The organism is Streptomyces sp. NBC_00102 (assembly GCF_026343115.1).
Classification (GTDB): Bacteria; Actinomycetota; Actinomycetes; order Streptomycetales; family Streptomycetaceae; genus Streptomyces.
Map to the genome: position 1 here is coordinate 524,941 of NZ_JAPEMC010000001.1, position 22,945 is coordinate 547,885.

General features: G+C 72.1%; 20 protein-coding genes. 3 read left to right on the plus strand and 17 right to left on the minus strand.

Going from position 1 to position 22,945, the window contains the following annotated elements; translation table 11 throughout:
- Positions 1-21 precede the first annotated feature (21 nt).
- Positions 22-750 carry a DUF5995 family protein gene (locus OHA55_RS02295; protein WP_266702266.1) on the plus strand — a complete coding sequence of 243 codons (729 nt, stop codon included), beginning with the start codon at positions 22-24 and terminating at the stop codon, positions 748-750.
- Between the two features lie 57 nt (positions 751-807).
- On the opposite strand, the gene OHA55_RS02300 is transcribed toward OHA55_RS02295, so the two are convergent.
- From OHA55_RS02300 to OHA55_RS02320, 5 genes are all read right to left on the minus strand, one after another.
- Positions 808-2,499, minus strand: coding sequence for an NAD(P)/FAD-dependent oxidoreductase (locus tag OHA55_RS02300; protein WP_266702268.1), 1,692 nt, complete (start codon positions 2,497-2,499; stop codon positions 808-810).
- Between the two features lie 62 nt (positions 2,500-2,561).
- Positions 2,562-3,368 (minus strand): carbon-nitrogen hydrolase family protein, encoded by an 807-nt coding sequence (locus OHA55_RS02305; RefSeq protein ID WP_266702270.1) that lies wholly within the window; start codon positions 3,366-3,368, stop codon positions 2,562-2,564.
- A 226-nt stretch (positions 3,369-3,594) separates the two neighbouring features.
- Entirely contained in the window at positions 3,595-4,053 is a 459-nt protein-coding gene (locus OHA55_RS02310; RefSeq protein ID WP_266702272.1) for an Lrp/AsnC family transcriptional regulator, read from the minus strand.
- A 125-nt stretch (positions 4,054-4,178) separates the two neighbouring features.
- Entirely contained in the window at positions 4,179-5,636 is a 1,458-nt protein-coding gene (locus OHA55_RS02315; protein ID WP_266702274.1) for an aldehyde dehydrogenase family protein, read from the minus strand.
- Positions 5,637-5,823: 187 nt separating this feature from the next.
- Positions 5,824-7,290 carry a GuaB1 family IMP dehydrogenase-related protein gene (locus tag OHA55_RS02320; RefSeq protein ID WP_266702276.1) on the minus strand — a complete coding sequence of 489 codons (1,467 nt, stop codon included), beginning with the start codon at positions 7,288-7,290 and terminating at the stop codon, positions 5,824-5,826.
- 331 nt (positions 7,291-7,621) lie between these two features.
- Here OHA55_RS02320 and OHA55_RS02325 point away from each other — a divergent pair, with 331 nt between their 5' ends.
- Positions 7,622-8,665 carry a terpene cyclase gene (locus OHA55_RS02325; RefSeq protein WP_266702278.1) on the plus strand — a complete coding sequence of 348 codons (1,044 nt, stop codon included), beginning with the start codon at positions 7,622-7,624 and terminating at the stop codon, positions 8,663-8,665.
- A 79-nt stretch (positions 8,666-8,744) separates the two neighbouring features.
- On the opposite strand, the gene OHA55_RS02330 is transcribed toward OHA55_RS02325, so the two are convergent.
- The 4 genes from OHA55_RS02330 to fmt form a co-directional block, all read right to left on the minus strand.
- Positions 8,745-9,740 carry a sugar-binding transcriptional regulator gene (locus OHA55_RS02330; RefSeq protein ID WP_266710391.1) on the minus strand — a complete coding sequence of 332 codons (996 nt, stop codon included), beginning with the start codon at positions 9,738-9,740 and terminating at the stop codon, positions 8,745-8,747.
- A gap of 132 nt (positions 9,741-9,872) precedes the next feature.
- On the minus strand, positions 9,873-10,556 hold the full coding sequence (gene rpe / locus OHA55_RS02335) for a ribulose-phosphate 3-epimerase (RefSeq protein ID WP_266702280.1): 684 nt from the start codon (positions 10,554-10,556) through the stop codon (positions 9,873-9,875).
- 167 nt (positions 10,557-10,723) lie between these two features.
- Positions 10,724-12,157, minus strand: a complete 1,434-nt coding sequence (locus tag OHA55_RS02340; protein ID WP_266702282.1) for an RsmB/NOP family class I SAM-dependent RNA methyltransferase — start codon at positions 12,155-12,157, stop codon at positions 10,724-10,726.
- Between the two features lie 80 nt (positions 12,158-12,237).
- Positions 12,238-13,170, minus strand: a complete 933-nt coding sequence (gene fmt, locus OHA55_RS02345; RefSeq protein WP_266702284.1) for a methionyl-tRNA formyltransferase — start codon at positions 13,168-13,170, stop codon at positions 12,238-12,240.
- A gap of 425 nt (positions 13,171-13,595) precedes the next feature.
- On the opposite strand from fmt, the gene OHA55_RS02350 reads away from it, so the two are divergent.
- Positions 13,596-14,147 (plus strand): hypothetical protein, encoded by a 552-nt coding sequence (locus OHA55_RS02350; protein ID WP_266702286.1) that lies wholly within the window; start codon positions 13,596-13,598, stop codon positions 14,145-14,147.
- 83 nt (positions 14,148-14,230) lie between these two features.
- On the opposite strand, the gene OHA55_RS02355 is transcribed toward OHA55_RS02350, so the two are convergent.
- From OHA55_RS02355 to OHA55_RS02390, 8 genes are all read right to left on the minus strand, one after another.
- Positions 14,231-16,375, minus strand: coding sequence for a primosomal protein N' (locus OHA55_RS02355; RefSeq protein WP_266702287.1), 2,145 nt, complete (start codon positions 16,373-16,375; stop codon positions 14,231-14,233).
- Positions 16,376-16,507: 132 nt separating this feature from the next.
- Positions 16,508-17,728 carry a methionine adenosyltransferase gene (metK, locus tag OHA55_RS02360; protein ID WP_266710392.1) on the minus strand — a complete coding sequence of 407 codons (1,221 nt, stop codon included), beginning with the start codon at positions 17,726-17,728 and terminating at the stop codon, positions 16,508-16,510.
- A 240-nt stretch (positions 17,729-17,968) separates the two neighbouring features.
- Complete coding sequence (coaBC, locus tag OHA55_RS02365) at positions 17,969-19,174, minus strand: bifunctional phosphopantothenoylcysteine decarboxylase/phosphopantothenate--cysteine ligase CoaBC (RefSeq protein WP_266702288.1); 1,206 nt, start codon at positions 19,172-19,174, stop codon at positions 17,969-17,971.
- A 172-nt stretch (positions 19,175-19,346) separates the two neighbouring features.
- Positions 19,347-19,619: a DNA-directed RNA polymerase subunit omega gene (rpoZ, locus tag OHA55_RS02370; RefSeq protein ID WP_003970369.1), complete on the minus strand. Its 273-nt coding sequence runs from the start codon at positions 19,617-19,619 to the stop codon at positions 19,347-19,349.
- Positions 19,620-19,742: 123 nt separating this feature from the next.
- Positions 19,743-20,360 (minus strand): guanylate kinase, encoded by a 618-nt coding sequence (gene gmk, locus OHA55_RS02375; protein ID WP_266702290.1) that lies wholly within the window; start codon positions 20,358-20,360, stop codon positions 19,743-19,745.
- Positions 20,361-20,398: 38 nt separating this feature from the next.
- Positions 20,399-20,722: an integration host factor gene (locus tag OHA55_RS02380; protein WP_266702292.1), complete on the minus strand. Its 324-nt coding sequence runs from the start codon at positions 20,720-20,722 to the stop codon at positions 20,399-20,401.
- A 249-nt stretch (positions 20,723-20,971) separates the two neighbouring features.
- A complete protein-coding gene (gene pyrF / locus OHA55_RS02385) occupies positions 20,972-21,823 on the minus strand; it encodes an orotidine-5'-phosphate decarboxylase (RefSeq protein WP_266702294.1) in 852 nt (283 codons plus the stop codon).
- Entirely contained in the window at positions 21,820-22,929 is a 1,110-nt protein-coding gene (locus OHA55_RS02390; protein ID WP_266702296.1) for a quinone-dependent dihydroorotate dehydrogenase, read from the minus strand. The genes pyrF and OHA55_RS02390 overlap by 4 nt, the downstream gene beginning before the upstream one ends.
- Positions 22,930-22,945 lie beyond the last annotated feature (16 nt).

Consider the following 22,945-nt stretch of genomic DNA (forward strand, 5'->3'; position numbering starts at 1 on the left):
TACGGCTGGGACGCTGCTGTCATGGCGCAGTTGGAGCAGATCGCGGACGAGGCCCCGCCGGGCCCGGACCCGGCCGTGGAGACGGCACCCACCAGTATCGCGGACGTGATCGAACGCATGCGCGCACTCGGGGCGCTGTGCCCGGAAGGGGACGGCGTAGGTGTCTTCAACCAGGTCTATCTGGCCGTCACCGAGGCCGTCGGCGGTGAGTTCGACGCGGGCCGGTTCCCCGACCGTGCGGCCGCGTCGGTGCTGGACGTCCGGTTCGCCGAGCACTACCTGACGGCGATCGGTACCGCCGAGCGGGGCGGTCTCGCGCCGGAGTGCTGGCGTCCGCTCCTCCAGTTCCGCCGCCACCCCGGCGTACGCCCGGTTCAGTTCGCCCTGGCGGGCATCAACGCGCACATCGGCCACGATCTCGCGCTGGCGGTGGTGGACACCTGCCGTACGCTCGGCTGCGCTCCGCCGGACCTGGAGGATGAGTTCGAGCGCGTGGGCGACCTCCTCGTCCTGCTGGAGGAACGCGTCCGCGAGGAGCTGATGCCCGGACCGGATCTGCTGGAGATCGCCGATCCGCTGACCCATCTGCTGACCTCCTGGAGCCTCCAGCGCGCCCGGGACGGCGCCTGGTCGGCGGCGAAGGTGCTCTGGCGGCTGCGCGCGGTCCCGCCGCTCGCCGAGGAGTTCCGCCGGCGCACGGACGCGACGGTCGGCCTGGTCGGGCGCTTCCTGCTGACGCCCTGCGGCTGACCGCCCCCCGCCGCCTCCCGGTCCGGAACCGGGAGGCGGGTGCGGGTGTCGGTCCTCTCAGTCCTCCGGCAGTTCGACCGGGGCGATCTCGTCGAAGAGGTCGCCGGGGCCCGGGTTGGTCGGGTCGGTGGAGCCTCCGAACTGGTTCATCACGCCCCACACCGCGTTCAGCGCGGTCTGCACGGCGCCCTCGGCCCAGCCGGCCGTCCAGGAGATGTCGTCGCCGGCCAGGAAGATCCCCCGCTTGTCGGCGGGCAGCCGGTCCTGCATGAAGTGGGTGAACAGCCGCCGCTGGTAGCGGTAGTGGCCGGGCAGGTTCGCCTTGAACGCGCCCATGAAATAGGGCTCGTTCTCCCAGGAGACGGTCACCGGGTTGCCGATGACGTGCTTGCGGATGTCGACGTTCGGATAGATCTCGCCGAGCGACTTCAGCATGACGTCCATGCGCTCGTTCGGGGAGAGCGGCAGCCACTTCAGGCTGTCGTCGCACCAGGTGTACGAGAGGCAGATGACGGCCGGCTTGTCGGGCCCGTCGTCCAGCAGGTACGTACCCCGGGTCATCCGGTCGGTCAGCGTCATCGACATGGTGTCGCGGCCGGTGCTCTCGTCCTTGTCCAGCCAGAATGGCCGGTCGACCGGCACGAACAGCTTGGACGACTCCATGTAGTGGGTGCGCTCCATCGCCGTCCAGTGGTCGATGGGGAAGAGCTCGTCGTCACAGGCGATCTTGGAGAGCAGCAGCCAGGACTGCCCGGTGAAGACGACGGCGCGGTAGGTGCGGATGTCACCGTCCGCGTCGGTGACCGTGACGCGATTGCCCGCGGTGCGGTCGAGCCGGGTGACGGCGGGCCGGGGGCTGCCGCCGTGCAGGGAGGAGAGCGAGGTGCCGGACGGCCAGTGGACCATCTTCTGCGGCTCGCGGTCCCACAGCCGCAGCGGGAGCTGCTGGCTGCCTCCGACGATCCCCCGGTGGTGGTCGTCGGCCTCGGTGTAGACGACCCGCAGGATCTCCAGGATGGAGTTGGGGAAGTCGGTGTCCCAGCCGCCGGTGCCGAAGCCGACCTGGCCGAATATCTCGCGGTGGCGGAAGGACGTGAAGGATTCCGAGGCGCAGAGGAAGCCGTAGAAGGTCTGGTTGTCGAGCTGCTCGACGAGACGGGCCCATATCTCGCGGATGCGCGGGACGTCCCGCTCGCGCAGGGCCCGGTTCATGTCGGAGAAGTCGGCGCCCTCCTCCAGGCAGGTGTTCCAGGCGTCCATCACGTCGCGGTAGACCTGGGGCAGGTCGTCGATGGTGCGCGCGTAGTGCGACTGGCCCTTGAGGTCCACGACGGTCGAGGGGGTCGTCGGGGAGAGCGGGTTGGGGAACGGCCGGGTCTCCAGGTCCACCAGGTCGATGTAGTGCTGGAGCGCGGTGGACGAGGGCGGGAAGCGCATCGCGCCCATCTCGGCGGTGAGCGAGGGGTCACAGCCGTCGAAGCCGACGGTGCGCAGCCGGCCGCCGATCCGGTCGGCCTCGTAGACGACCGGGCGCAGGCCCATCTTCATCAGCTCGTAGGCGGTGATGATGCCGGAGAGGCCGCCGCCGACGACCGCGACCTCCTGTCCGTGCTCGGTGGCGGGGATCTGGCCGAGCCCGGCGGGGTGGGCGAGGAAGTCGTCGTACGCGTACGGGAAGTCCGGGCCGAACATGGTGATCGGCGGGGCGGTGTCGGCGTGCGGGACGGCGTTGGGCACCGTGGACGTCATGGGGTACGGACTCCTTGCGGGGACGAGCGGGAGACGAGGAAGCGGGGCTGCCCGGGCCGGCCCTACGCCCGGTGGGCGAGCGGGCCGTACAGCTCGGGGCGCCGGTCGGCGAGGTACGGATTGGTGGCGCGCGAGGCCGTGAGGAGGGCCGGGTCCACGTCCCCGGTGACGAGTTCCTCGCCGCGTCCGGCCCGGGCGCGCACCGCGCCGTCGGGCCCGGCCAGGCAGCTCAGCCCGACGAACTCGAACGCGCCTTCCGGGCCGGTCCTGTTGACGTAGGCGATGTACATCTGGCTCTCGAAGGCGCGCACCGGTACGACGGATTCCGCGACGAACTGGAAGGGGTGCATCTGCGCCGTGGGCACGGCCAGCAGGTCGGTGCCGGCGAGGGCGTGCGCCCGGACGTTCTCCGGGAACTCGACGTCGTAGCAGATCAGCAGTCCGACCCGGACGCCGTCGAGTTCGGCCTGGACGACGGCCTGCTCCCCGGGGGTGAACCAGGTGTGCTCGAACTCGCCGAAGAGGTGGGTCTTGCGGTAGTGGGCGAGGGCGGTGCCGTCGGGGCCGACGAGCCGGGTGGCGTTGTGGATCAGCTCTCCGGCGCGCTCCGGGTAGCCGTACAGCACGGCGATCCCGTACCGGGCTGCGAGGGCGTCGACCGCCCGGGCGCCGGGGCCGTCGGCGGGTTCGGCCAGGCGGGGCACGGCGTCGCCGATCGCGTAGCCGGTGAGGTACATCTCGGAGGTCACCAGCAGCCGGGCCCCCGACGCGGCGGCGCGCGCGGCGGCGTGGTCGAGGGCTTCGAGATTCGCCGCCACGTCTCCGGGGGTGCCGGAGCTCTGGAACAGGGCGGTACGCAACGGCGGCATGGCTGACCTCGGGCGGGGCGGCGGGGGACGTATCCGAAGGTACGTTTCGCGCGACACCGCCGACAAGGCGCGAGTGTTGCGCACCGACCGTCGATCCGTTGCGTCCGGCGGCCCTTGTACGGCGATTCGTTGCGTACGGTGTCGCCGCAGGTCAGAAGCGTGATCCAGCTCTCAGCCCGGCGGCGGCACGGCGATCACCGGCCCCGCTGCCGCCGAGTTCCGGCGCTCAGTCGACGGGGGCTCCCCAGGCGTACCGGCGGACCAGCGGGGAGAGCACCAGGACGGACTTGGTCCGCTCCACGTAGGGCTCGCTCGCGATGCGTTCGAGCACCTGCTCGAAGTGGCGCATGTCCGCCGCGAAGACCTGGACGACGGCGTCCGCCTCGCCGGTGACCGTGGAGGCGGCAGCGATCTCGGGGTAGCGCGAGAGCCCCTTCCTGATCGCCTCGGGGGACGTGTTGCGGCTGCAGAAGATCTCGATGAAGCCCTCGGTCTCCCAGCCCAGTGCCGAGGGGTCGACCCGCACGGTGAAGGCGGTGATCGCGCCCTGGTCGCGGAGCCGGTCGACGCGGCGTTTGACGGCGGGCGCGGACAGGCCGACGAGGGCGCCGATGTCGGCGTAGGAGCGGCGGGCGTCTTCGGCGAGGGCGTGGACGATGCGTTCGTCGAGGTCGTTCAGGCGCACGTTCGGGCGGTTCACTTCTCTGCGAGGTCGGCTGGTGCGGGGGCGGTGGTGCCGCCCCCGCAGTAGACCACGGGCGCCCCTCGCCGGGGCGCCCACCGCGTGGCCGCGCGGTCCCGCGCGGCCGGTCAGAAGGGGAACCGCGTGCGGCCCCGCTGGATCGAGATCCACTTCTGGGTGGTGAAGGAGTCGATCGTCGACTCGCCGTTGAGGCGGCCGAGGCCCGAGTTCTTCACGCCGCCGAACGGCACGATGGGCTCGTCGTTCACGGTGCCGTCGTTGATGTGGATCATGCCGGTGTGGATGCGCTGTCCGACGCGCACCCCGCGCTCGATGTCCCCGGTGTGCACGGCGCCGCTGAGGCCGTACGGGGTGTCGTTGGCGATCCGGACGGCCTCGTCCTCGCCGTCGAAGGGCACGATCAGCGCGACCGGGCCGAAGATCTCCTGCTGGAGCACCGGCGAGTCGGCGGAGAGGCCGGTGAGCACGGACGGGCTGACCAGGTTGCCGTCCGTGGTGCCCCGCAGCAGCGCGGTGGCGCCGCCGGCGACGGTCTGCTCCACCAGCTTGGTGACGGCCTCGGCCTGCGTGGAGTTGATCAGCGGGCCGATCTGCGTGGCCGGGTCGGCCGGGTCGCCGACGGTCAGGGAGGCGACCTTGGCGACGAACTTGCCGGTGAACTCGGCCTCGACGGAGCGGTCGACCAGGATGCGGTTGGCGGCCATGCAGACCTGGCCCTGGTGGACGAAGCGGCTGAAGACGGCGGCGTCGACGGCGTAGTCGACGTCGGCGTCGTCCAGCACGATGAGCGCGCTGTTGCCGCCGAGCTCCAGGACGACCCGCTTGAGGTGGGCGGCGCCGACGGTCGCCACGTGGCGGCCGACCTTGTCCGAGCCGGTGAAGGAGATTACCTGCGGGACCGGGTGCTCCAGCAGGGCGTCGCCGATCTCGGCGATGTCGGTGACGACGACGTTCAGCAGACCGGCGGGCAGACCGGCGTCCTCGAAGATCTTGGCGATGAGGGTGCCGCCGACGATCGGGGTGTTCTGGTGCGGCTTGAGGACGACCGCGTTGCCGAGGGCGAGCGCCGGGGCGACCGACTTCAGCGAGAGCAGGAAGGGGAAGTTGAAGGGGCTGATGACACCCACCACGCCGACCGGCTCGCGGTAGACCCGGTTCTCCTTGCCCTCGACCGGGGAGGGCAGCAGCTGACCGGTGGGGCGCAGCGCGATCTGGACGGACTCGCGGAGGAACTCCTTGGCGAGGTGCAGCTCGAAGGCGGCCTTGAGACGGGTACCGCCGAGCTCGGCGACGATCGCGTCGCCGATCTCCGGCTCGCGCTCCTCGACGATCCGCAGCGCCTTCTCCAGCACGCCGCGCCGGGTGTACGCGTTGGTCCCGGCCCACGTCCGCTGGGCGCGCTCGGCGGCCCGGTACGCCTGGTCCACCTCTTCGGCCGTGGCGACCGGGATGGAGGCGAGCTTCTCACCGTCGAACGGGTTGAAGTCGATGATGTCCCAGGAGCCCTTGCCGGGCCGCCACTCGCCGTCGATGTACTGGTGGGCCAGGTCAGTGAAGAAGGACATGAGATCCCTTACCGCAGAGTGGGCGGGTGACTGAACGGGACTCATATTACTTATGTCGTAGCCGAGTTGAAGCAACAGACCGGCCAGGGAAGGACCTTGACCGGCCGATGGGCGTACGACCGTGCCCCCCGCGGTCGATCACCGCGAGGGGCACGGGCGTTGCTCAGGCCGAAAGCGACCGTCCGGATCAACTCCAGCTGGCGTGGAGGGGCTTGCCCTCCGCGTATCCGGCGGCGCTCTGCACGCCCACGACCGCCTTCTCGGCGAACTCCTCGAGGGAGGCGGCACCGGCGTAGGTGCAGGACGAGCGGACGCCCGCGATGATCGAGTCGATCAGGTCCTCGACGCCGGGCCGCGACGGGTCCAGGTACATCCGCGAGGTGGAGATGCCCTCCTCGAAGAGCGCCTTGCGGGCGCGGTCGTAGGCCGACTCTTCGGACGTGCGGTTCTTCACCGCGCGGGCCGAGGCCATGCCGAACGACTCCTTGTAGAACCGGCCGTCGGCCGACTGCTGGAGGTCTCCGGGGGACTCGTACGTACCGGCGAACCAGGAGCCGATCATCACGTTGGACGCGCCGGCCGCGAGGGCCATGGCCACGTCGCGCGGGTGGCGGACCCCGCCGTCCGCCCAGACGTGCTTGCCGTACTTCTTCGCCTCGGCGGCGCACTCCAGGACGGCGGAGAACTGCGGCCGGCCGACGCCCGTCATCATCCGCGTGGTGCACATGGCGCCGGGGCCGACGCCGACCTTGATGATGTCGGCGCCCGCCTCGACGAGGTCGCGCACACCCTCGGCGGCGACGATGTTGCCCGCGACGATCGGGACCTGCGGGTCGAGGGCGCGGACCGCGCGGACCGCGCTGATCATGGATTCCTGGTGGCCGTGGGCGGTGTCCACGACGAGGGTGTCCACCCCGGCGTCCAGGAGCTGCTTGGCCTTGCCCGCGACGTCTCCGTTGATGCCGACGGCGGCGGCGATGCGCAGCCTGCCCTCGGCGTCGGTGGCGGGGGTGTACAGGGTGGCGCGCAGCGCGGCCTTGCGGGTGAGGATGCCGACGAGCCGTCCGTCCGCGTCGACGGCGGGGGCGAGCTTGCGGTTGGCCGTGTCGAGGCGGTTGAAGGCCTCGCGGGGGTCGATGTCCGCGTCCAGCAGGACCAGGTCCCTGGACATGACCTCGGAGAGCTGCGTGAAGCGGTCCACGCCGGTCAGGTCGTGATCGGTCACGACGCCGACGGGCTTGCCGTCCTCGTCCACCACGACACCGGCGCCGTGGGCGCGCTTGGGCAGCAGCGAGAGGGCGTCCGCGACGGTCTGGCCGGGGGCCAGCACGATCGGGGTGTCGAGGACGAGGTGGCGCGCCTTGACCCAGGAGATGACCTCGGTGACGACCTCGATCGGGATGTCCTGCGGGATGACGACGAGGCCGCCGCGACGGGCGACGGTCTCGGCCATCCGCCGGCCGGCGATGGCGGTCATGTTGGCGACCACCAGCGGGATGGTCGTCCCGGTGCCGTCGGGGGCGGAAAGATCCACTCCTTGGCGTGATCCGACCGCCGAACGCCCCGGAACCATGAAGACGTCGTCGTACGTGAGGTCGTACGGGACGGACGGGGTGTCTGAGTAACGACCGGTGCCAGGTTCGAGAAAACGCATGACACCCATGCTTCCACGGGAATCGCCGCAGGTCGCTCCGGAAAAGCCACAGCGATGGCCACCATCGCTCGTAGCTTCCTCCAAGGGACGTAGGGCGGCGAGCCCGCGGCCCACATCCCGACCGGCGGAACCTACCCAGCCCCGATGGCGCGTACACACCACCTCCAGACAATCGAACACGATTCGAATATGTGTCGATCTTCGAGGCTGGACCAGGTGACAAGCAGTCAGGTAGTTTCACCATCCGCAGGTCTTGGGGGCAACCGGGACGCAGTCGGAACATTCCTGGCCGCCCGTCACGCGAATGACCGGAGAGGACCCGGATCCGCCCGTGGAAAGTGAACTGCCGGACATTTACTGCCCGTTCCCCCAGCGCACGAATCCGCACGTCGGACACACCCGCGAGCACCTCGACAACTGGACGCGCAGCACCGGGCTGGTGCACCGCGAGTCCGCGCGCGAGCGGTTCGAACAAGCCGACTTCGCGGCGTTCGTCGGCATGGTCCACCCCACGGCCGATCCCGCCCAGCTGGACCTCGTGGCCGACTGGTTCGTCTGGCTGTTCCTCGTCGACGACCAGCTCGACGACGGCCATCTCGGCCGCGACCCCGAGCGGGTACGGCACGTCGTCGCCCGGATGCGTGCCGTGGTGGACGGCACCGCCCCGGACCCGGAGCCCGGCGAGGACCTGCCCAGGGCCGTGGTGGCCCTGTCCGATCTGTGGGAACGCACGGTTCCGGACGTGGCCCCGCACTGGCGGACCCGCTTCGCCTACCACCTGGTGGCGTACCTCACCACGGCCACGACCTGGGAGGCCGGGAACCGCGCGGACGACGTCGTCCCGTCCGAGGAGACGTACATCGCCAAGCGGCGTCACACCGGGGCGATACACGTCTGCATGGACCTCATAGAGATCGTCGCCGGGATCGAGGCACCCGAGTCGATCCACAACGACCCCCGGTTCATCACCGCGCTCGAAGCCTCCTGCAACGTGGTCTGCTGGGCCAACGACGTCTACTCCTACGAGAAGGAGCAGGTGCTCGGCGAGATCCACAACCTCGTCCACCTGGTCCGCCACCACCGCGGGCTCGGTGAGCAGGAGGCGCTGAACCTGGTCGCGGAGCGCATCGCCACGGAGACGGAGCGGTTCATGACCGCGGAGGACGAGCTCTTGGAGCTGTACCCCCAGCTCTCCGGCCTGCTGGTGCCCTACCTGGACGGCATGCGCAGCTGGATGCGCGGCAACCTCGACTGGTCCATGCGGACACCCCGGTACAACTCCGCCGACGTCAGCCAGTACGAGGAGCCCGAGCAGTACCTGGAGGAAGCGGTGCTCGGCATCGCGACCGACCGCGCCGGCCACACCGGCGGCTGAGAAACCGTCGCCCCGTACGGCAGGAGGCCGGCGCCCCGTGAGGGGGTGCCGGCCTCCTGCCGTGCCGTACCGGAGTCCGTCAGTGGCCGTCCGGGTCGGCCCGCTCCAGGGCGGGCCGGATTCCGGCGGCCGACTCGGTCAGCAGGTAGTCGGCGGCCGCCGTGTCCGTGACCAGGCTGGTGACCAGGCCGGAGCGGAGCACCGCTCCGATCGCCGCGGCCTTGCGCTGGCCGCCCGCGATGGCGACGACCTCGGGGATGCGGCGCAGCCGGTCGGCCTCCACGGTGATGCAGCGCTCGCCGAGGTCCCGGCCGACCCTGCGCCCCTCGGCGTCGAAGAGGTGGGCGGACATCTCGGCCGCGACGCCGAGGGAGGCGTAGTGGGCGCGCTCGCCGTCGGACAGCATGTCGTGGACGGTGGAGATGCCCGGCTCCCAGGAGCCGATGGAGACGGCGGCGACGGTGACCTTGTCGAAGTAGTCGAAGGCGCGCGCGATCCCCGTCTGGTTGCGGAGGGCTGCGGCGGTGGCCGGGTCCGGCAGCAGCATCGGGGCGTAGATGGGGTGCGCCTCGCCGCCGGATACCTGGGCGGCCCTGCGGACCGCCTCCACGGACCCGCGCTCGGCCGTACCCGCGTCGTACACGCCGGTCAGCTGGACCACCGTGCACGGCGGCAGCTGGTCGAGCGCCGCGGCCATGTGGATGGTGGACCGGCCCCAGGCCAGTCCGAGGACATCGCCTTCGGTCACCAGTTCGCCGAGGAGATCGGCCGCGACCTCGCCGAGGTTCTCCGGGTCGGGGGCGTCGTCCTGCTCGTCCGCCGGGGACTCCACGACGACCGCGTGGCGCAGCCCGTACCGGGACCGCAGCGCGTCGGAGCGCTCCGCGTCCAGCTCGGCCGGCACCCGGATCTCGATGCGCACGAGATCACGTTCGAGGGCCGTCTCCAGGACCCGGGCCACCTTGAAGCGGCTGACGCCGAACTCCTCGGCGATCTGGATCTTGGACTTGCCCTCCAGATAGAACCGTCGAGCCATGGCCGCCGCCTGCACGAGCTCCGCGGGGCCCATCCGCATGGCTGACCGACTCGCCGAGATGCCAGACACCGCGATCTCCTCACTGCTGTTCACAAGCCCGTTACGCCGTTCATCCTGTCAGATCCGGCGCACTGGATCGGCCGCGTCGGACCGCGTTCATCTGCCCTTGGCTCAGTGGCCGCATGCCCAGGGCGCGGAGGCCGTCGCGGTCTCCGCCTTCGCCCGCAGCGCGCGTACCGCCTCGGCCGGGTCGGACGCGCCGTACACCGCCGAGCCGGCGACGAACACGTCGGCGCCCGCCTCGGCACAGCGCTCGATGGTCTCCGCGGAGACCCCGCCGTCGATCTGCAGCCACAGGTCGAGGCCGTGCTTGGAGATCAGGTCCCGGGTGCGGCGGATCTTCGGCAGCATGATGTCGAGGAACGCCTGCCCGCCGAAGCCCGGCTCCACGGTCATGATCAGCAGCATGTCGAGCTCGGGGAGCAGGTCCTCGTACGGCTCGATGGGCGTCGCCGGCTTGAGCGCCATCGACGCGCGCGCGCCCTTGGCCCGGATCTCCCGCGCGAGCCGGACCGGGGCCGCCGCGGCCTCCACGTGGAAGGTGACGGAACCGGCGCCGGCCTCGACGTACTGGGGCGCCCAGCGGTCGGGGTCCTCGATCATGAGGTGGCAGTCGAGCGGGGTGTCGGTGGCCCGGCTCAGCGACTCCACGATGGGCACACCGAGGGTCAGGTTCGGCACGAAGTGGTTGTCCATCACGTCGACGTGGAGCCAGTCGGCGCCCTGTACCGCCTTCGCCTCATCGGCGAGACGGGCGAAGTCGGCGGAGAGAATGCTGGGGTTGATCTGGGCCATGCCCCAAGCCTGCCATGCTCCGGACCGCTTCCCCGCCACGGGGAGCCCCAAAGCCTCACGGGGTGGTCACGGTTCGGGCAACGCGGGCCGTACGCGCTCCCGTACGCCGGGAGGAAGGAGCGCGGTCCGGCCCGCGTCCCATGGCCGGGGCCGGCCCGGCCGCCGGATCAGCCGGTACGCCGCAGCAGCGCGAGGTACATCGCGTCGGTGCCGTGCAGATGGGGCCAGAGCTGCACGTCGGGGCCGTCGCCCAGTGCGGGGACGCCCGGCATCAGGGGGCGGGCGTCCACCCACTCGGCCTCGACCGGGTCGCCGCCGCGTCCCTTCAGGACGTCCTCCACGACGGTCCGGGTCTCCGCGAGGTGGGGCGAGCAGGTCGCGTAGCCGACGACGCCGCCGACGCGGACGGCCTTGAGCGCCTCGCGCAGCAGCCCGCGCTGGAGGGGGGCGAAGCCCTCCATGTCCTCGGGACGGCGGCGCCAGCGCGCTTCGGGCCGGCGGCGCAGCGCGCCCAGACCGGAGCACGGCACGTCCATCAGGATGCGGTCGAAGCTGCCGGGCAGCCACGGCGGGCGGGTGCCGTCGGCGGTGATCACCTGGTACGGGCCCGGGTTGCCGGCCAGCGCCCGTTCCACGAGCCGCGCGCGGTGCGGCTGCTTCTCGGCGGCGAGCAGGGCGGCGCCCCGCCCTGCGGCGAGCGCGGCCAGCAGCGCGGCCTTGCCGCCGGGGCCCGCGCAACCGTCGAGCCAGCGGGTGTCCTCACCCTCCAGCGGAGCGTTGGCGAGGGCGGCGGCGACGAGCTGGCTGCCCTCGTCCTGCACACCGGCCCGGCCGTCCCGTACGGCGGCCAGCGCACCGGGCTCGCCGCCCTCGGCCATGCGTACGGCGTAGGGCGACCAGCGGCCGGGGAGCGACTGCTCCTCGCCGAGGGCTTCCACGAGTTCGTCGGTGGTGGACCGGCCGGGGCGGGCCACCAGGGTGACCTCGGGGCGCTCGTTGTCGGCTTCGAGGAGGTCCTCGATCCCGGCCCGGCCGCCGCCGAGGGAGTCCCACAGGGCGGAGACCACCCAGCGCGGGTGCGAGTGGACGACCGCGAGGTGGGCCTCGGCGTCCTCGTCGAAGGGCGGCGCCACCTCGTCGAGCCAGGCGTCCAGGTCCTTCGCGGTGACCTTGCGCAGCACCGCGTTGACGAACTTGGCCCGTCCCTCCCCCAGCACCACGCGCGCCAGCTCGACGCTTGCGGAGACGGCGGCGTGGGTGGGGATGCGGGTGCCGAGGAGCTGGTGCACGCCCATGTCGAGCACGTCGAGCACCGGCGGGTCGACCTCGCGCAGCGGCCGGTCGATGCAGGCCGCGACGATCGCGTCGTACGTGCCCTGCCGGCGCAGCGTCCCGTAGACCAGTTCCGTCGCCAGAGCCGCGTCGCGGCTGTCGAAGTCGCCCTTGGCGCGGGCCTTCTTCAGCAGCGGGGGCAGGACGAGGTTGGCGTAGGCGTCGCGCTCGTCGACCGCCCGCAGGACCTCGAAGGCCAGGAACCGTACCGGGTCCTTCTTCGGGCGGCGGTGGGGCTGGGCGGGACGGCGACGCGGCTGGTCGTTCACGTGAAAGGTGCTCCGCTGGTGGTGAGAGGACGAACCCACCCAGCCTACGTCGCCGCCCGCCCCGGCACGGAACCGCGTGACTACGCTCCGAGCAGCTCCCCGGGGGCGATGCGGACACCGCGCGCCCAGTCGGCGGCCTGCATGGGCTTCTTGCCCTGGGGCTGCACCCAGAGCAGTTCGACGGCGTGCGAGCCGGTGCCCACGTACACGTTCTTCTTGGTGGCCGAGATCTCGCCCGGGGCGAGGTCGTGGCGGTCGGTCACCGGGGTGGCCTGGACGAGCTTGAGGCGCTCGCCGCGGAAGAGCGTCCAGGCGCCGGGGGCGGGCGTGCAGCCGCGCACGATCCGGTCGACCCGCAGGGCGGGCGCCGCCCACTGCACCTGGGCGTCCTCGACCGTGATCTTCGGCGCGAGGGTGACCCCGTCGGCCGGCTGGGGCACCGCGTGCAGGGTGCCGTCCTCGATGCCGTCCATCGTCGCGACGAGCAGCCCGGATCCGGCGAAGGCGAGCCGGGTCAGCAGGTCGCCGCTGGTGTCGGTCGGACGGACCTCTTCGGTGAGGACCCCGTAGACGGGTCCCGAGTCGAGGCCCTCCTCGATGAGGAAGGTCGAGGCGCCGGTGACCTCGTCCCCGGCCATCACGGAGTGCTGCACGGGGGCGGCGCCGCGCCAGGCGGGGAGCAGCGAGAAGTGCAGGTTGACCCATCCTCGGGCGGGGATCGCCAGGGCGGCCTTCGGCAGCAGCGCGCCGTAGGCGACGACCGGGCAGCAGTCGGGGGCGATCTCCCGCAGCCGCGCCAGGAAGTCCTCGTCGCGTGGCCGGACCGGCTTGAGGACCTCGATCCCGGCCTCCTCGGCACGCTCGGCGACCGGGCTGGCGACCAGCCGCCGTCCTCGGCCGGCCGGTGCGTCGGGACGAGTGACGACGGCGGCCACCTCGTGGCGCCCGGAGGCGATCAGGGCGTCCAGGGCGGGGACTGCGACCTCGGGGGTGCCTGCGAAGACGAGCTTCATGGGTGGCTGACTGCCTCTCGGGCGGGCGTACGGTGACGAGCGACGCACCAGTCTAGTGCCGCGTCAGCCAGGGTTTGCCTGCCGAGGAGCGGCGTCGGGTGCGTGCTCCCGGTGTGTCGGCCGGAAGCCCCCGTACGGGACGTACTCGGGCTTTCGGCCGGCGCGGCGAGAGTGCGTGCCGGGCGTCGCGACGGGGCAAACCCTGGCTGACGCGGCACTGGGCCGTGTCCACCGGCCCGGACGGGTTCAGGCCCCTCGCGCCCCGGGGGGGCGCACACGCGGCGTACGCCCGGCGCACATGCGGAAACGGCCGGAGAGCGTGACCACAAGGGCGGGTCGGGCGTTGGTCAAAGGAGATTGACCGAAGCGAGTCGCCGCGCTGCGGCGGCCCGATCCCTTTCAACGCCGGTTCGAGAGGCTTCTTCATGGCCGACCACGCAACGCACGACGCCCAAGCGCGGGCCAGTCTGCATCTCCTGGTGCGGGACATCGAGCGGGTCAGGCGGCAGGTGGACGCGCTGCGCACCCTCACCGCGCAGCTGGGCAATGTCTACCGTCCGCGCCGCTCGGGCCCCTCCGCGGGCTTCGTGGTCTACGGGCGGGCCCCCGCCCCCACGGTCCGTCTGGCCCAGGAGCTGCGGGACAGTGTCGAGACGCTCGTCACCGCCGCGGTCGACTTCGACCGTTCGCTGGGCTTCTCCTGGGACGCGGTGGGTTCGGCCCTGGGCGTCACCAAGCAGGCGGTGCATCGCCGTTACGGCGCACGCCGTACGACTCCGCAGCCGGCCGGGGAGTCCGCCGAGGCCTCGGCCGGACGTTCCGCTCCGGCCGCCGTCGAGCCGGGGCCCGCGCACGGCGCGGCCACGCCCGTGCCGTCCGTGCCCGCGGCCCGCTCGATGCCCCCGCAGCCCTCGCCGGGCGCTCCGCTGCGCGGTGAGATGCGGCCGGGCGTCTTCCCCGGCCCGCGCAACGGCTGACGCCCCGTCGGCCGGCGCCCCACCGGCCGACGCCCCGGGCCGGCCGGCCACCGACGGGCCGGCCACCGACGGGCCGGCCGGCCTCAGCCGATGTCGGGCGGATCGATCCTGATGCGTACGGGCTCCGCGCCGCCCCTGGCCGTCCGCGCGGCCTGAGCCGCCTTCAGCGCGGCGGCGAGGGCGGCGCCGCGCCCGGGGACCACCCGGATCAGCAGCCGCTCCCAGCTCTCGCCCTGCGGCGCGTCCCCGCTCCGGCGCGCTCGCCCCGGTCCGGCGGAGGGCACCGGTACCGGCCCCAGGATCTCGGCCTCCGGCGGGAGGCTCGCGCTCTCCAGGAACGCCGTGAGCGCCCCGGGCGCGCCCGTCACCGAGGCCATCCGGGAGACGGGCGGGAAGCCCAGTTCGGCCCGCTCGGCCAGCTCCCGGCGGGCGAACCCGGCCGGGTCCCAGCGCACCAGCGCCTGGACGGGGCCGAGCGTCGGTTCGGCCACGACGACCACGGTGCCGCCCTCCTCCTGGCCCCGGACCAGTGAGGCGGCGGCGATCCAGCGGCGCAGCGCCTCTTCGCCCGCCCGGAGGTCGGGGCGGCCGAGCATGGCCCAGCCGTCGAGCAGCAGGGCCGCGGCGTATCCGCCCTCGGCGACGGGTTCGGCACCGGGGGTGCTCACCACGAGGGCGGGTTCGCCCGGCACCGCGTCCAGGATGTGGTCGCGCCCCGAGGTGCGGACCGGCACCTTGGGGAAGGCGCGGCCGAGTTCGTCCGCCGTCCGCCGGGCCCCGACGATCTGCGCGCGCAGCCGGCCCGCTCCGCACTCGGGGCAGTGCCAGGCGTGTTCGGGCCGGCCGCACCAGGCGCAGTCGAGTTCCCGCTGGTCCTGGGCCTGGAGCGGTCCGGCGCAGTGCCGGCAGCGGGCAGGGGTACGGCAGCGCTCGCAGGCGAGCCGGGGGGCGTACCCCCGGCGCGGGACCTGCACCAGCACCGGGCCGTCGCGCAGCCCGTCGCGCGCGGTCTGCCACGCCAGGCTCGGCAGCCGTGCGGTGCGCGCGGCGCCGTCCCGGGCGAGCTGCTCGTCACCGATGGTGCGGATCAGCGGGGCGGCCCGCCGTACGTGGTCGCGGGTGGCGATCAGCGGCAGGGCCCAGCCGGTCTCGACCAGCTGCGCGGCCTCGACCGTGCAGCCGGTTGCGCCGAGCAGGAACCCGCACCGCCCGTGGGCGGCCCTGAGTTCCAGCACCTCCCGGACGTGGGGAAAGGGGGCGTTGTCGTCGCTGTGGCTGGAGTCCCCGTCGTCCCAGATCACGACGAGCCCCAGGTCGGCGACGGGCGCGAACATCGCCGCCCGGGTCCCGACGACGGCCCGCACCGAGCCTCGCCGGACGGCGAGCCATTCGCGGTACCGCTTCTCCGGGCCGGACTCCGCGGTGAGCAGGGCGTGCAGGCCGGGGCCGAGCAGCGCGGTCAGCGCCGCGTCGACCCGTCCGGCCGTCCTGCCGTCCGGGACGACGACGAGCGCCCCGCGTCCCGAGGCGAGGGTGGCGGCGACGGCGCGGGCGATCTCGTGGGGCCAGTGCGGTCCGGGCAGGGCGGTCCACACGGCCCTGGGGGCGCCGCCCTCGGCCAGCGCGCGCAGGAAGCCGGGCCCCTGGGCGTACCGCTCCCAGCTGCCCGGCTCGGGAGGCGGCGGCGGGGGCAGCGGCTGGGGAGAGGGTTTGCTCTCGGCGCGGCCGTTGCGCGGCGGCACCGCCAGCTGGAGCACATCGGCGAGGCTGCCGGCGTACCGGTCGGCGACCGCGCGCGCGAGCCCCAGCAGTTCGGGCCCGAGGACCGGCTCCGGCGAGACGACGTAGGCGAGGGCGGCCAGCGTGCCCTGGTAGTCGGACTCGGCCCGCCGCTCGACGAGGAACCCGTCGATCAGGCCGCCGCCCTCGCGCCGGCCGCCGCGGACCTGGCGTGCGCCGGCCCCGAAGCGGACCCGGACCCGTACGCCGGGCTGCGCCTCGGCGTCGAGTTCCTCGGGCACCGCGTAGTCGAAGTACTGGTCGAGGTGGAGCACTCCCTTGTTCACCAGGACGCGGGCGACGGGCAGTTCGGCGGCGAGCGGCGCTCCGCGCCAGGTACGCGGCTTGGCGCGTGGCACCTTCGCCCGGCGCACGGTCTCCCGGATGAGCGCAAGCTGCTCCGGCATGCCGTCCCCGGGCTCCTCCGCCCGCTCGTCCTCGCTGCTCACAGCCACATTCCTACCAGAGGGGACCGACAGTGCCCGGCGCACGGCGAACGGCCGGGGCCCGGAACACCGTCACGGTGTCCGGGCCCCGGCCGTCGTCGCGTGTGCGGGTCCGCAGGGGCGGACCGGCGGTGATCAGAGACCGGCGGCCGCGCGCAGCGCGTCGACGCGGTCGGTGCGCTCCCAGGTGAAGTCGGGGAGTTCGCGGCCGAAGTGGCCGTACGCCGCCGTCTGGGCGTAGATCGGGCGGAGCAGGTCCAGGTCGCGGATGATCGCGGCCGGACGGAGGTCGAAGACCTCGCCGATGGCGTGCTCGATCTTGTCGGTGTCGACCGCGGCGGTGCCGAAGGTCTCGACGAACAGACCGACCGGCTCGGCCTTGCCGATCGCGTACGCGACCTGTACCTCGCAGCGGGCGGCGAGGCCGGCGGCGACGACGTTCTTGGCGACCCAGCGCATGGCGTAGGCGGCCGAACGGTCCACCTTCGACGGGTCCTTGCCCGAGAAGGCGCCGCCGCCGTGGCGGGCCATGCCGCCGTAGGTGTCGATGATGATCTTGCGACCGGTGAGGCCGGCGTCGCCCATCGGGCCACCGATCTCGAAACGGCCGGTCGGGTTCACCAGGAGGCGGTAGCCCTCGGTGTCGAGCTTGATGCCGTCCTCGATGAGCTGCGCCAGCACGTGCTCCACGACGAATTCGCGGATGTCGGGGGCGAGCAGCGAGTCGAGGTCGATGTCCGAGGCGTGCTGCGAGGAGACGACGACCGTGTCGAGGCGGACGGCCTTGTCGCCGTCGTACTCGATGGTGACCTGCGTCTTGCCGTCGGGGCGCAGGTAGGGGATGGTGCCGTTCTTGCGGACGTCGGAGAGCCGGCGGGAGAGCCGGTGCGCCACGTAGATCGGGAGCGGCATCAGCTCGGGGGTCTCGTCGCAGGCGTAGCCGAACATCAGGCCCTGGTCGCCGGCGCCCTGCTTGTCGAGTTCGTCGTCCTCGACGGCCCCCGCACCCAGCACCCGCTTCTCGTACGCGGTGTCGACGCCCTGGGCGATGTCCGGCGACTGCGCTCCGATGGACACCGACACGCCGCAGGAGGCGCCGTCGAAGCCCTTCTTGGAGGAGTCGTAGCCGATCTCCAGGATCTTGTTGCGCACGAGGTTGGGGATGTCGGCGTAGGCCTTGGTCGTGACCTCACCCGCGACGTGCACCAGACCAGTGGTGATCAAGGTCTCGACGGCGACGCGCGAGGTGGGGTCCTCGCGCAGGAGCGCGTCGAGAATCGTGTCGCTGATCTGGTCAGCGATCTTGTCGGGGTGACCCTCGGTGACGGACTCCGAGGTGAAGAGGCGGCGGGACACATCGCTCCCTGGGGGTTGCAGCGGCTGCTGGCTGATCATGGGTGGACCGGTCGGGAGCTGCGCCCGACACGTTCCGCGACCAGTTTATCGGTCGCTTCCGGCGGTTGGGCCACACGTCTCGCCCCTTGGGAGTGCTGTGACGTGCGGCACTGACGTTTTCGGAGGTCGGGCCCTCCCGCGGAAGCGCTGTGGAGTCCTATTTTCTCCCCGGCCACGACCGCGGTTGCGGCGGGGGTGAATCTACTCCGGGAAACGAGTGGCTACCAGATCCCACACGGTGTCGGCAAGGCCCTCCTTGGGCCCGTACGGCACGGCCGTCTCGCCTCCGTCCGCGGCGAGCACCACCGCTTCGTTCTCCTCCTGGCCGAAGGTCTTGCGCTCACCCACCTCGTTCACGACGAGGAGGTCACACCCCTTGCGGGCCAGCTTCCCGCGGCCGTTGGCGAGTACGTCGTCCGTCTCGGCGGCGAACCCCACGACCACCTGTCCGGGTGCGGCCCGTTCGGCGGAGAGCTCGGCGAGAATGTCCGGATTACGCACGAGTCGAATGACCGGATCTGCCCGGTCGTCGCGCTTCTTGATCTTGCCCGTGGCGTACTCGGAGGGCCGGAAGTCGGCGACGGCGGCGGCCATCACCACCACGTCCGCGTCGGCGGCCGCCTTGAGTACGGCCTCCCGCAGCTGGATCGCCGTCCCCACGTGGACCACGTCGGCGCCGGCCGGGTCCGGCAGTCCGGTGTTCGCCTCGATCAGGGTGACCCGGGCGCCCCGGGCGACGGCCGTGCGCGCGAGCGCGTACCCCTGCTTGCCGGAGGAGCGGTTGCCCAGGTAGCGGACCGGGTCGATCGGCTCGCGGGTGCCTCCGGCGCTGATCACGACGTGGCGCCCCGCGAGGTCGGGCGCCGTGGCGCCCCGCGCCAGCACCCGGCGGCAGACCTCGAAGATCTCGGCGGGATCGGGGAGCCGTCCCTTGCCGGTGTCGACGCCGGTGAGGCGGCCGACGGCGGGCTCGATGACGACGGCGCCCCGGCGGCGCAGGGTGGCGACGTTCTCCTGGGTGGCGGGGTGCTCCCACATCTCGGTGTGCATCGCGGGCGCGAACACGACCGGGCAGCGGGCCGTGAGCAGGGTGTTGGTGAGCAGGTCGTCGGCGAGGCCGTGGGCGGCCTTGGCGAGCATGTCGGCGGTGGCCGGAGCGACCACGACGAGGTCGGCGGCCTGCCCGGTGCGTACGTGGGGCACCTCGTGGACGTCGTTCCAGACCTCGGTGGAGACCGGGTGCCCGGAGAGCGCGGACCAGGTGGCGGCGCCGACGAAGTGCAGCGAGGCCGCGGTGGGCACCACGGTCACGTCGTGCCCGGACTCGGTCAGCCGGCGCAGCAGTTCGCACGCCTTGTACGCGGCGATGCCTCCGCTGACCCCCAGAACGACCTTCGGCTTCTCCACTGCGTCTCCCCGCACTCGGCTCGGTGTCCTTCCATGCTGCCCCACCGCCGCCGCCCGTCGTCGGGCGGGCCGGGACGCTTCCGGTCCCGGACACGCCCCGGGCCCGGCGGATGATCCGCCGGGCCCGGGGTGAAGGTGCGTTCTTCCTGCCCGCGGCAGGAGGTGCGGCTGCTTACTGCGCGGGGCCCTCGATGGCCTCGGAGGTCAGCAGGCCGGCGTTGATCTCGCGGAGCGCGATCGACAGCGGCTTCTCGTGGACGTGGGTGTCGACGAGCGGACCGACGTACTCGAGGAGGCCTTCACCGAGCTGCGAGTAGTACGCGTTGATCTGGCGCGCGCGCTTGGCGGCGTAGATCACGAGGCTGTACTTCGAGTCGGTGGCCTCGAGGAGCTCATCAATCGGCGGGTTGATGATGCCCTCGGGCGTGGTGATGGAAGAGGACACTCTCTGCCTTCCGAAGGGGGTGTAGATCAAAGAGATCTTTGATGCTGCGACTGCCGGCCGGCGGTGATCCGTGCGGTGCGGCTGACACTCGGCGTCGGCCGTGAGGCCGTTGGCGTCGGTTCGTCAGTCGCTCGTGGCACGGTGGTCGGAAGCCTGAAGCATCAAGGTTAGCAGCTCGCGTGCCACGTCCTCGACGGAGGTGTTGACGAGGGTGGTGTCGAACTCGGCCTCGGCGGCGAGCTCGACCTTGGCGGCGGCGAGCCTGCGCTCGATCACCTCGGGCGGCTCGGTGCCCCGGCCGGTGAGCCGGCGGACCAGCTCGTCCCAGCTCGGCGGGGCCAGGAAGACGAGCCGCGCGTCAGCCATCGACTCGCGGACCAGCCGGGCGCCCTGGAGGTCGATCTCCAGCAGCACGGGCTCGCCGTTCTCCAGGCGGTCGAGGACCGCCCTGCGGGGGGTGCCGTAGCGGTTGCCCGCGAACTCCGCCCATTCGAGCAGCTCGCCGTTGGCGATCAGCTTGTCGAACTCCTGGTCGTCCACGAAGAAGTAGTGGACGCCGTTGCTCTCACCGGGGCGGGGCTTGCGGGTCGTCGCCGACACCGAGAGCCAGACCTCGGGGTGGACCTTGCGCATATGCGCGACGACCGTGCTCTTGCCGACCCCTGAGGGGCCGGAGAGCACGGTCAGCCGCGGACGTACGTCCGGGGGCACGGGGGACGTCCCCCGGGATGTTGCAGCCATGCAGCGATTATCCAGGTTCTCGGGAGTGCCTGAGAACCTCAGGCGGCCGAGCCGCCGAACTCTCGCTCCAGGGATGCGATCTGATTGGAGCCGAGACCCCGGACTCTGCGGCTCTCGGAGATCCCGAGACGCTCCATGATCTGCTTGGCGCGGACCTTGCCCACGCCCGGCAGGGACTCAAGAAGTGCCGAGACCTTCATCTTGCCGATGACGTCGTTCTCCCGACCCTGCTTGATGACCTCGTGGAGCGAGGCGCCGGAGTGCTTGAGTCGATTCTTGACCTCGGCCCGCTCCCGGCGAGCCGCGGCGGCCTTTTCGAGCGCGGCTGCGCGCTGTTCAGGGGTAAGGGGCGGAAGAGCCACGCCTACGTCACCTCGGATGTCGATCTGTCGGATACGGACCGGTGAGGAACCATTCGCCCCACACCTGGCGAGCCACGAACAACAACCTGTGCTCGTTGGCTCTCGACGGAGACTAGCGGCCAACCGCTCCGGAGTCAGCGAGAACGAACGAAAAGTCCTGGTCAGCCTTGGCCGACCAGGACATTTCCCGCATAACGCCCGGTATTTTGCTCAGGAATTCGTCAACGCGCTGTTATGTGTCACATTCAACTATCCGTGAACGGCCGTACGGACCTCGTCAGCGAAGCGTTCCGCGGCCCCGCGCAGACCTGCGACGTCCGGACCGTGACGCAGAACACCCCGGCTCACGCTCGGCACCACGTTGCCCACCGATTCGCCGAAAACGGCCGGGAGATCGGCCGGGGTGGCGCCCTGGGCGCCGATGCCCGGAGCGAGCAGCGGGCCGTTGATCGCCAGATCCACCCCTGCGTCCCCGAGGGTCGCGCCGACCACCGCGCCGACCGAGCCCAGCGGCTCTGCCCCGGCGTTCTCGGCGGCCATGTGGTCGAGCATCAGCTGGGCCAGCGAGCGGCCGTCCGCGGCGGTGGCCCGCTGCACCTCGGCGCCCTCCGGGTTGGAGGTGAGCGCCAGCACGAAGACGCCCGCGCCACTGACGGCTGCGGCGTCGAGCGCCGGGCGCAGCGAACCGAAGCCGAGGTACGGCGAGACGGTGACCGCGTCCGAGAACAGCGGCGAGTCCTTGTCCAGGTAGGTGGCCGCGTAGGCGCCCATGGTGGAACCGATGTCCCCGCGCTTGGCGTCCATCAGCACGAGCGCGCCGGCCGAGCGGGCCTCGGCGACGGCGGTCTCCAGGACGGCGACGCCGCGTGAGCCGAAGCGCTCGAAGAACGCGGACTGCGGCTTGAGGACGGCGACCCGGTCGGCGAGCGCCTCGACGACCGTGCGGGTGAAGCGCTCCAGCCCCTCAATGTCGTCGGAGAGCCCCCAGGAGGCGAGCAGCGAGGCGTGCGGGTCGATGCCGACGCAGAGCGGTCCGCGGGTGTCCATGGCGTGGCGCAGCCGGGCGCCAAAGGGTTCGAGGGGCGCTGTTTCGAGGGTCACTGTGCGGCCTTCCGGGTGGCGGCGCCGACGGCCTCGGCGAGGGTGGCGTACGGGGATGCGGCGAGCCGGGCGGCGAGGCCCTTGTGGATCGCGCGGGCGTAGAAGGGGCCCTCGTAGATGAAGGCGCTGTAGCCCTGGACGAGCGTGGCGCCGGCCAGGATGCGCTGCCAGGCGTCCTCGGCGTTCTCGATGCCGCCGACGCCCACCAGGGTGATCCGGTCGCCCACGCGCTCGTAGAGCCTCGTCAGGACCGCCAGGGAGCGTGCCTTGAGCGGGGCGCCGGAGAGTCCGCCGGTCTCCGCGGTCAGGGAGGCGGGCGAGCGCAGGCCGAGGCCGTCGCGGGCGATGGTGGTGTTGGTGGCGATGATGCCGTCGAGGCCGAGTTCCACGGCGAGGTCGGCGACGGCGTCGACGTCCTCGTCCGCGAGGTCGGGGGCGATCTTGACCAGGAGCGGGACGCGGCGGTCGGTCACGGTGCGGTCGGCGGCCTCGCGCACGGCGGTCAGCAGCGGGCGCAGCGCCTCGGTGGCCTGGAGGTTGCGCAGGCCGGGGGTGTTGGGCGAGGAGACGTTGACCACGAGGTAGTCGGCGTGCGCGGCGAGGCGCTCGGTGGACTTCACGTAGTCGGCGGCGGCCTCGGCCTCCGGGACCACCTTGGTCTTGCCGATGTTGACGCCGACGGTGGTGCGGAAGACGGGCTCGCGGGCGCCGAGGCGGGCGGCGACGGCGGCGGAGCCCTCGTTGTTGAAGCCCATGCGGTTGATCAGGGCGCGGTCGGCGACGAGGCGGAAGAGCCGCTTCTTGGGGTTGCCGGGCTGCGGCTCGCCGGTGACGGTGCCGATCTCGACGTGGTCGAAGCCGAGCATCGCCATGCCGTCGATCGCCACGGCGTTCTTGTCGAAGCCGGCGGCGAGGCCGAAGGGGCCGTGCATCCGCAGGCCGAGGGCCTCGGTGCGCAGGGCCTTGTACCGGGGGGCGAGCACCGCGGCGACGTAGGTCCGCAGAACGGGCGTGCGGGCGGCGAGACGGATCCACCGGAAGGCCAGGTAGTGGGCCTGCTCGGGGTCCATCCGCTTGAAGACCAGCTGGAAGAAGAACTTGTACATCGAAGGTGTCCTCACG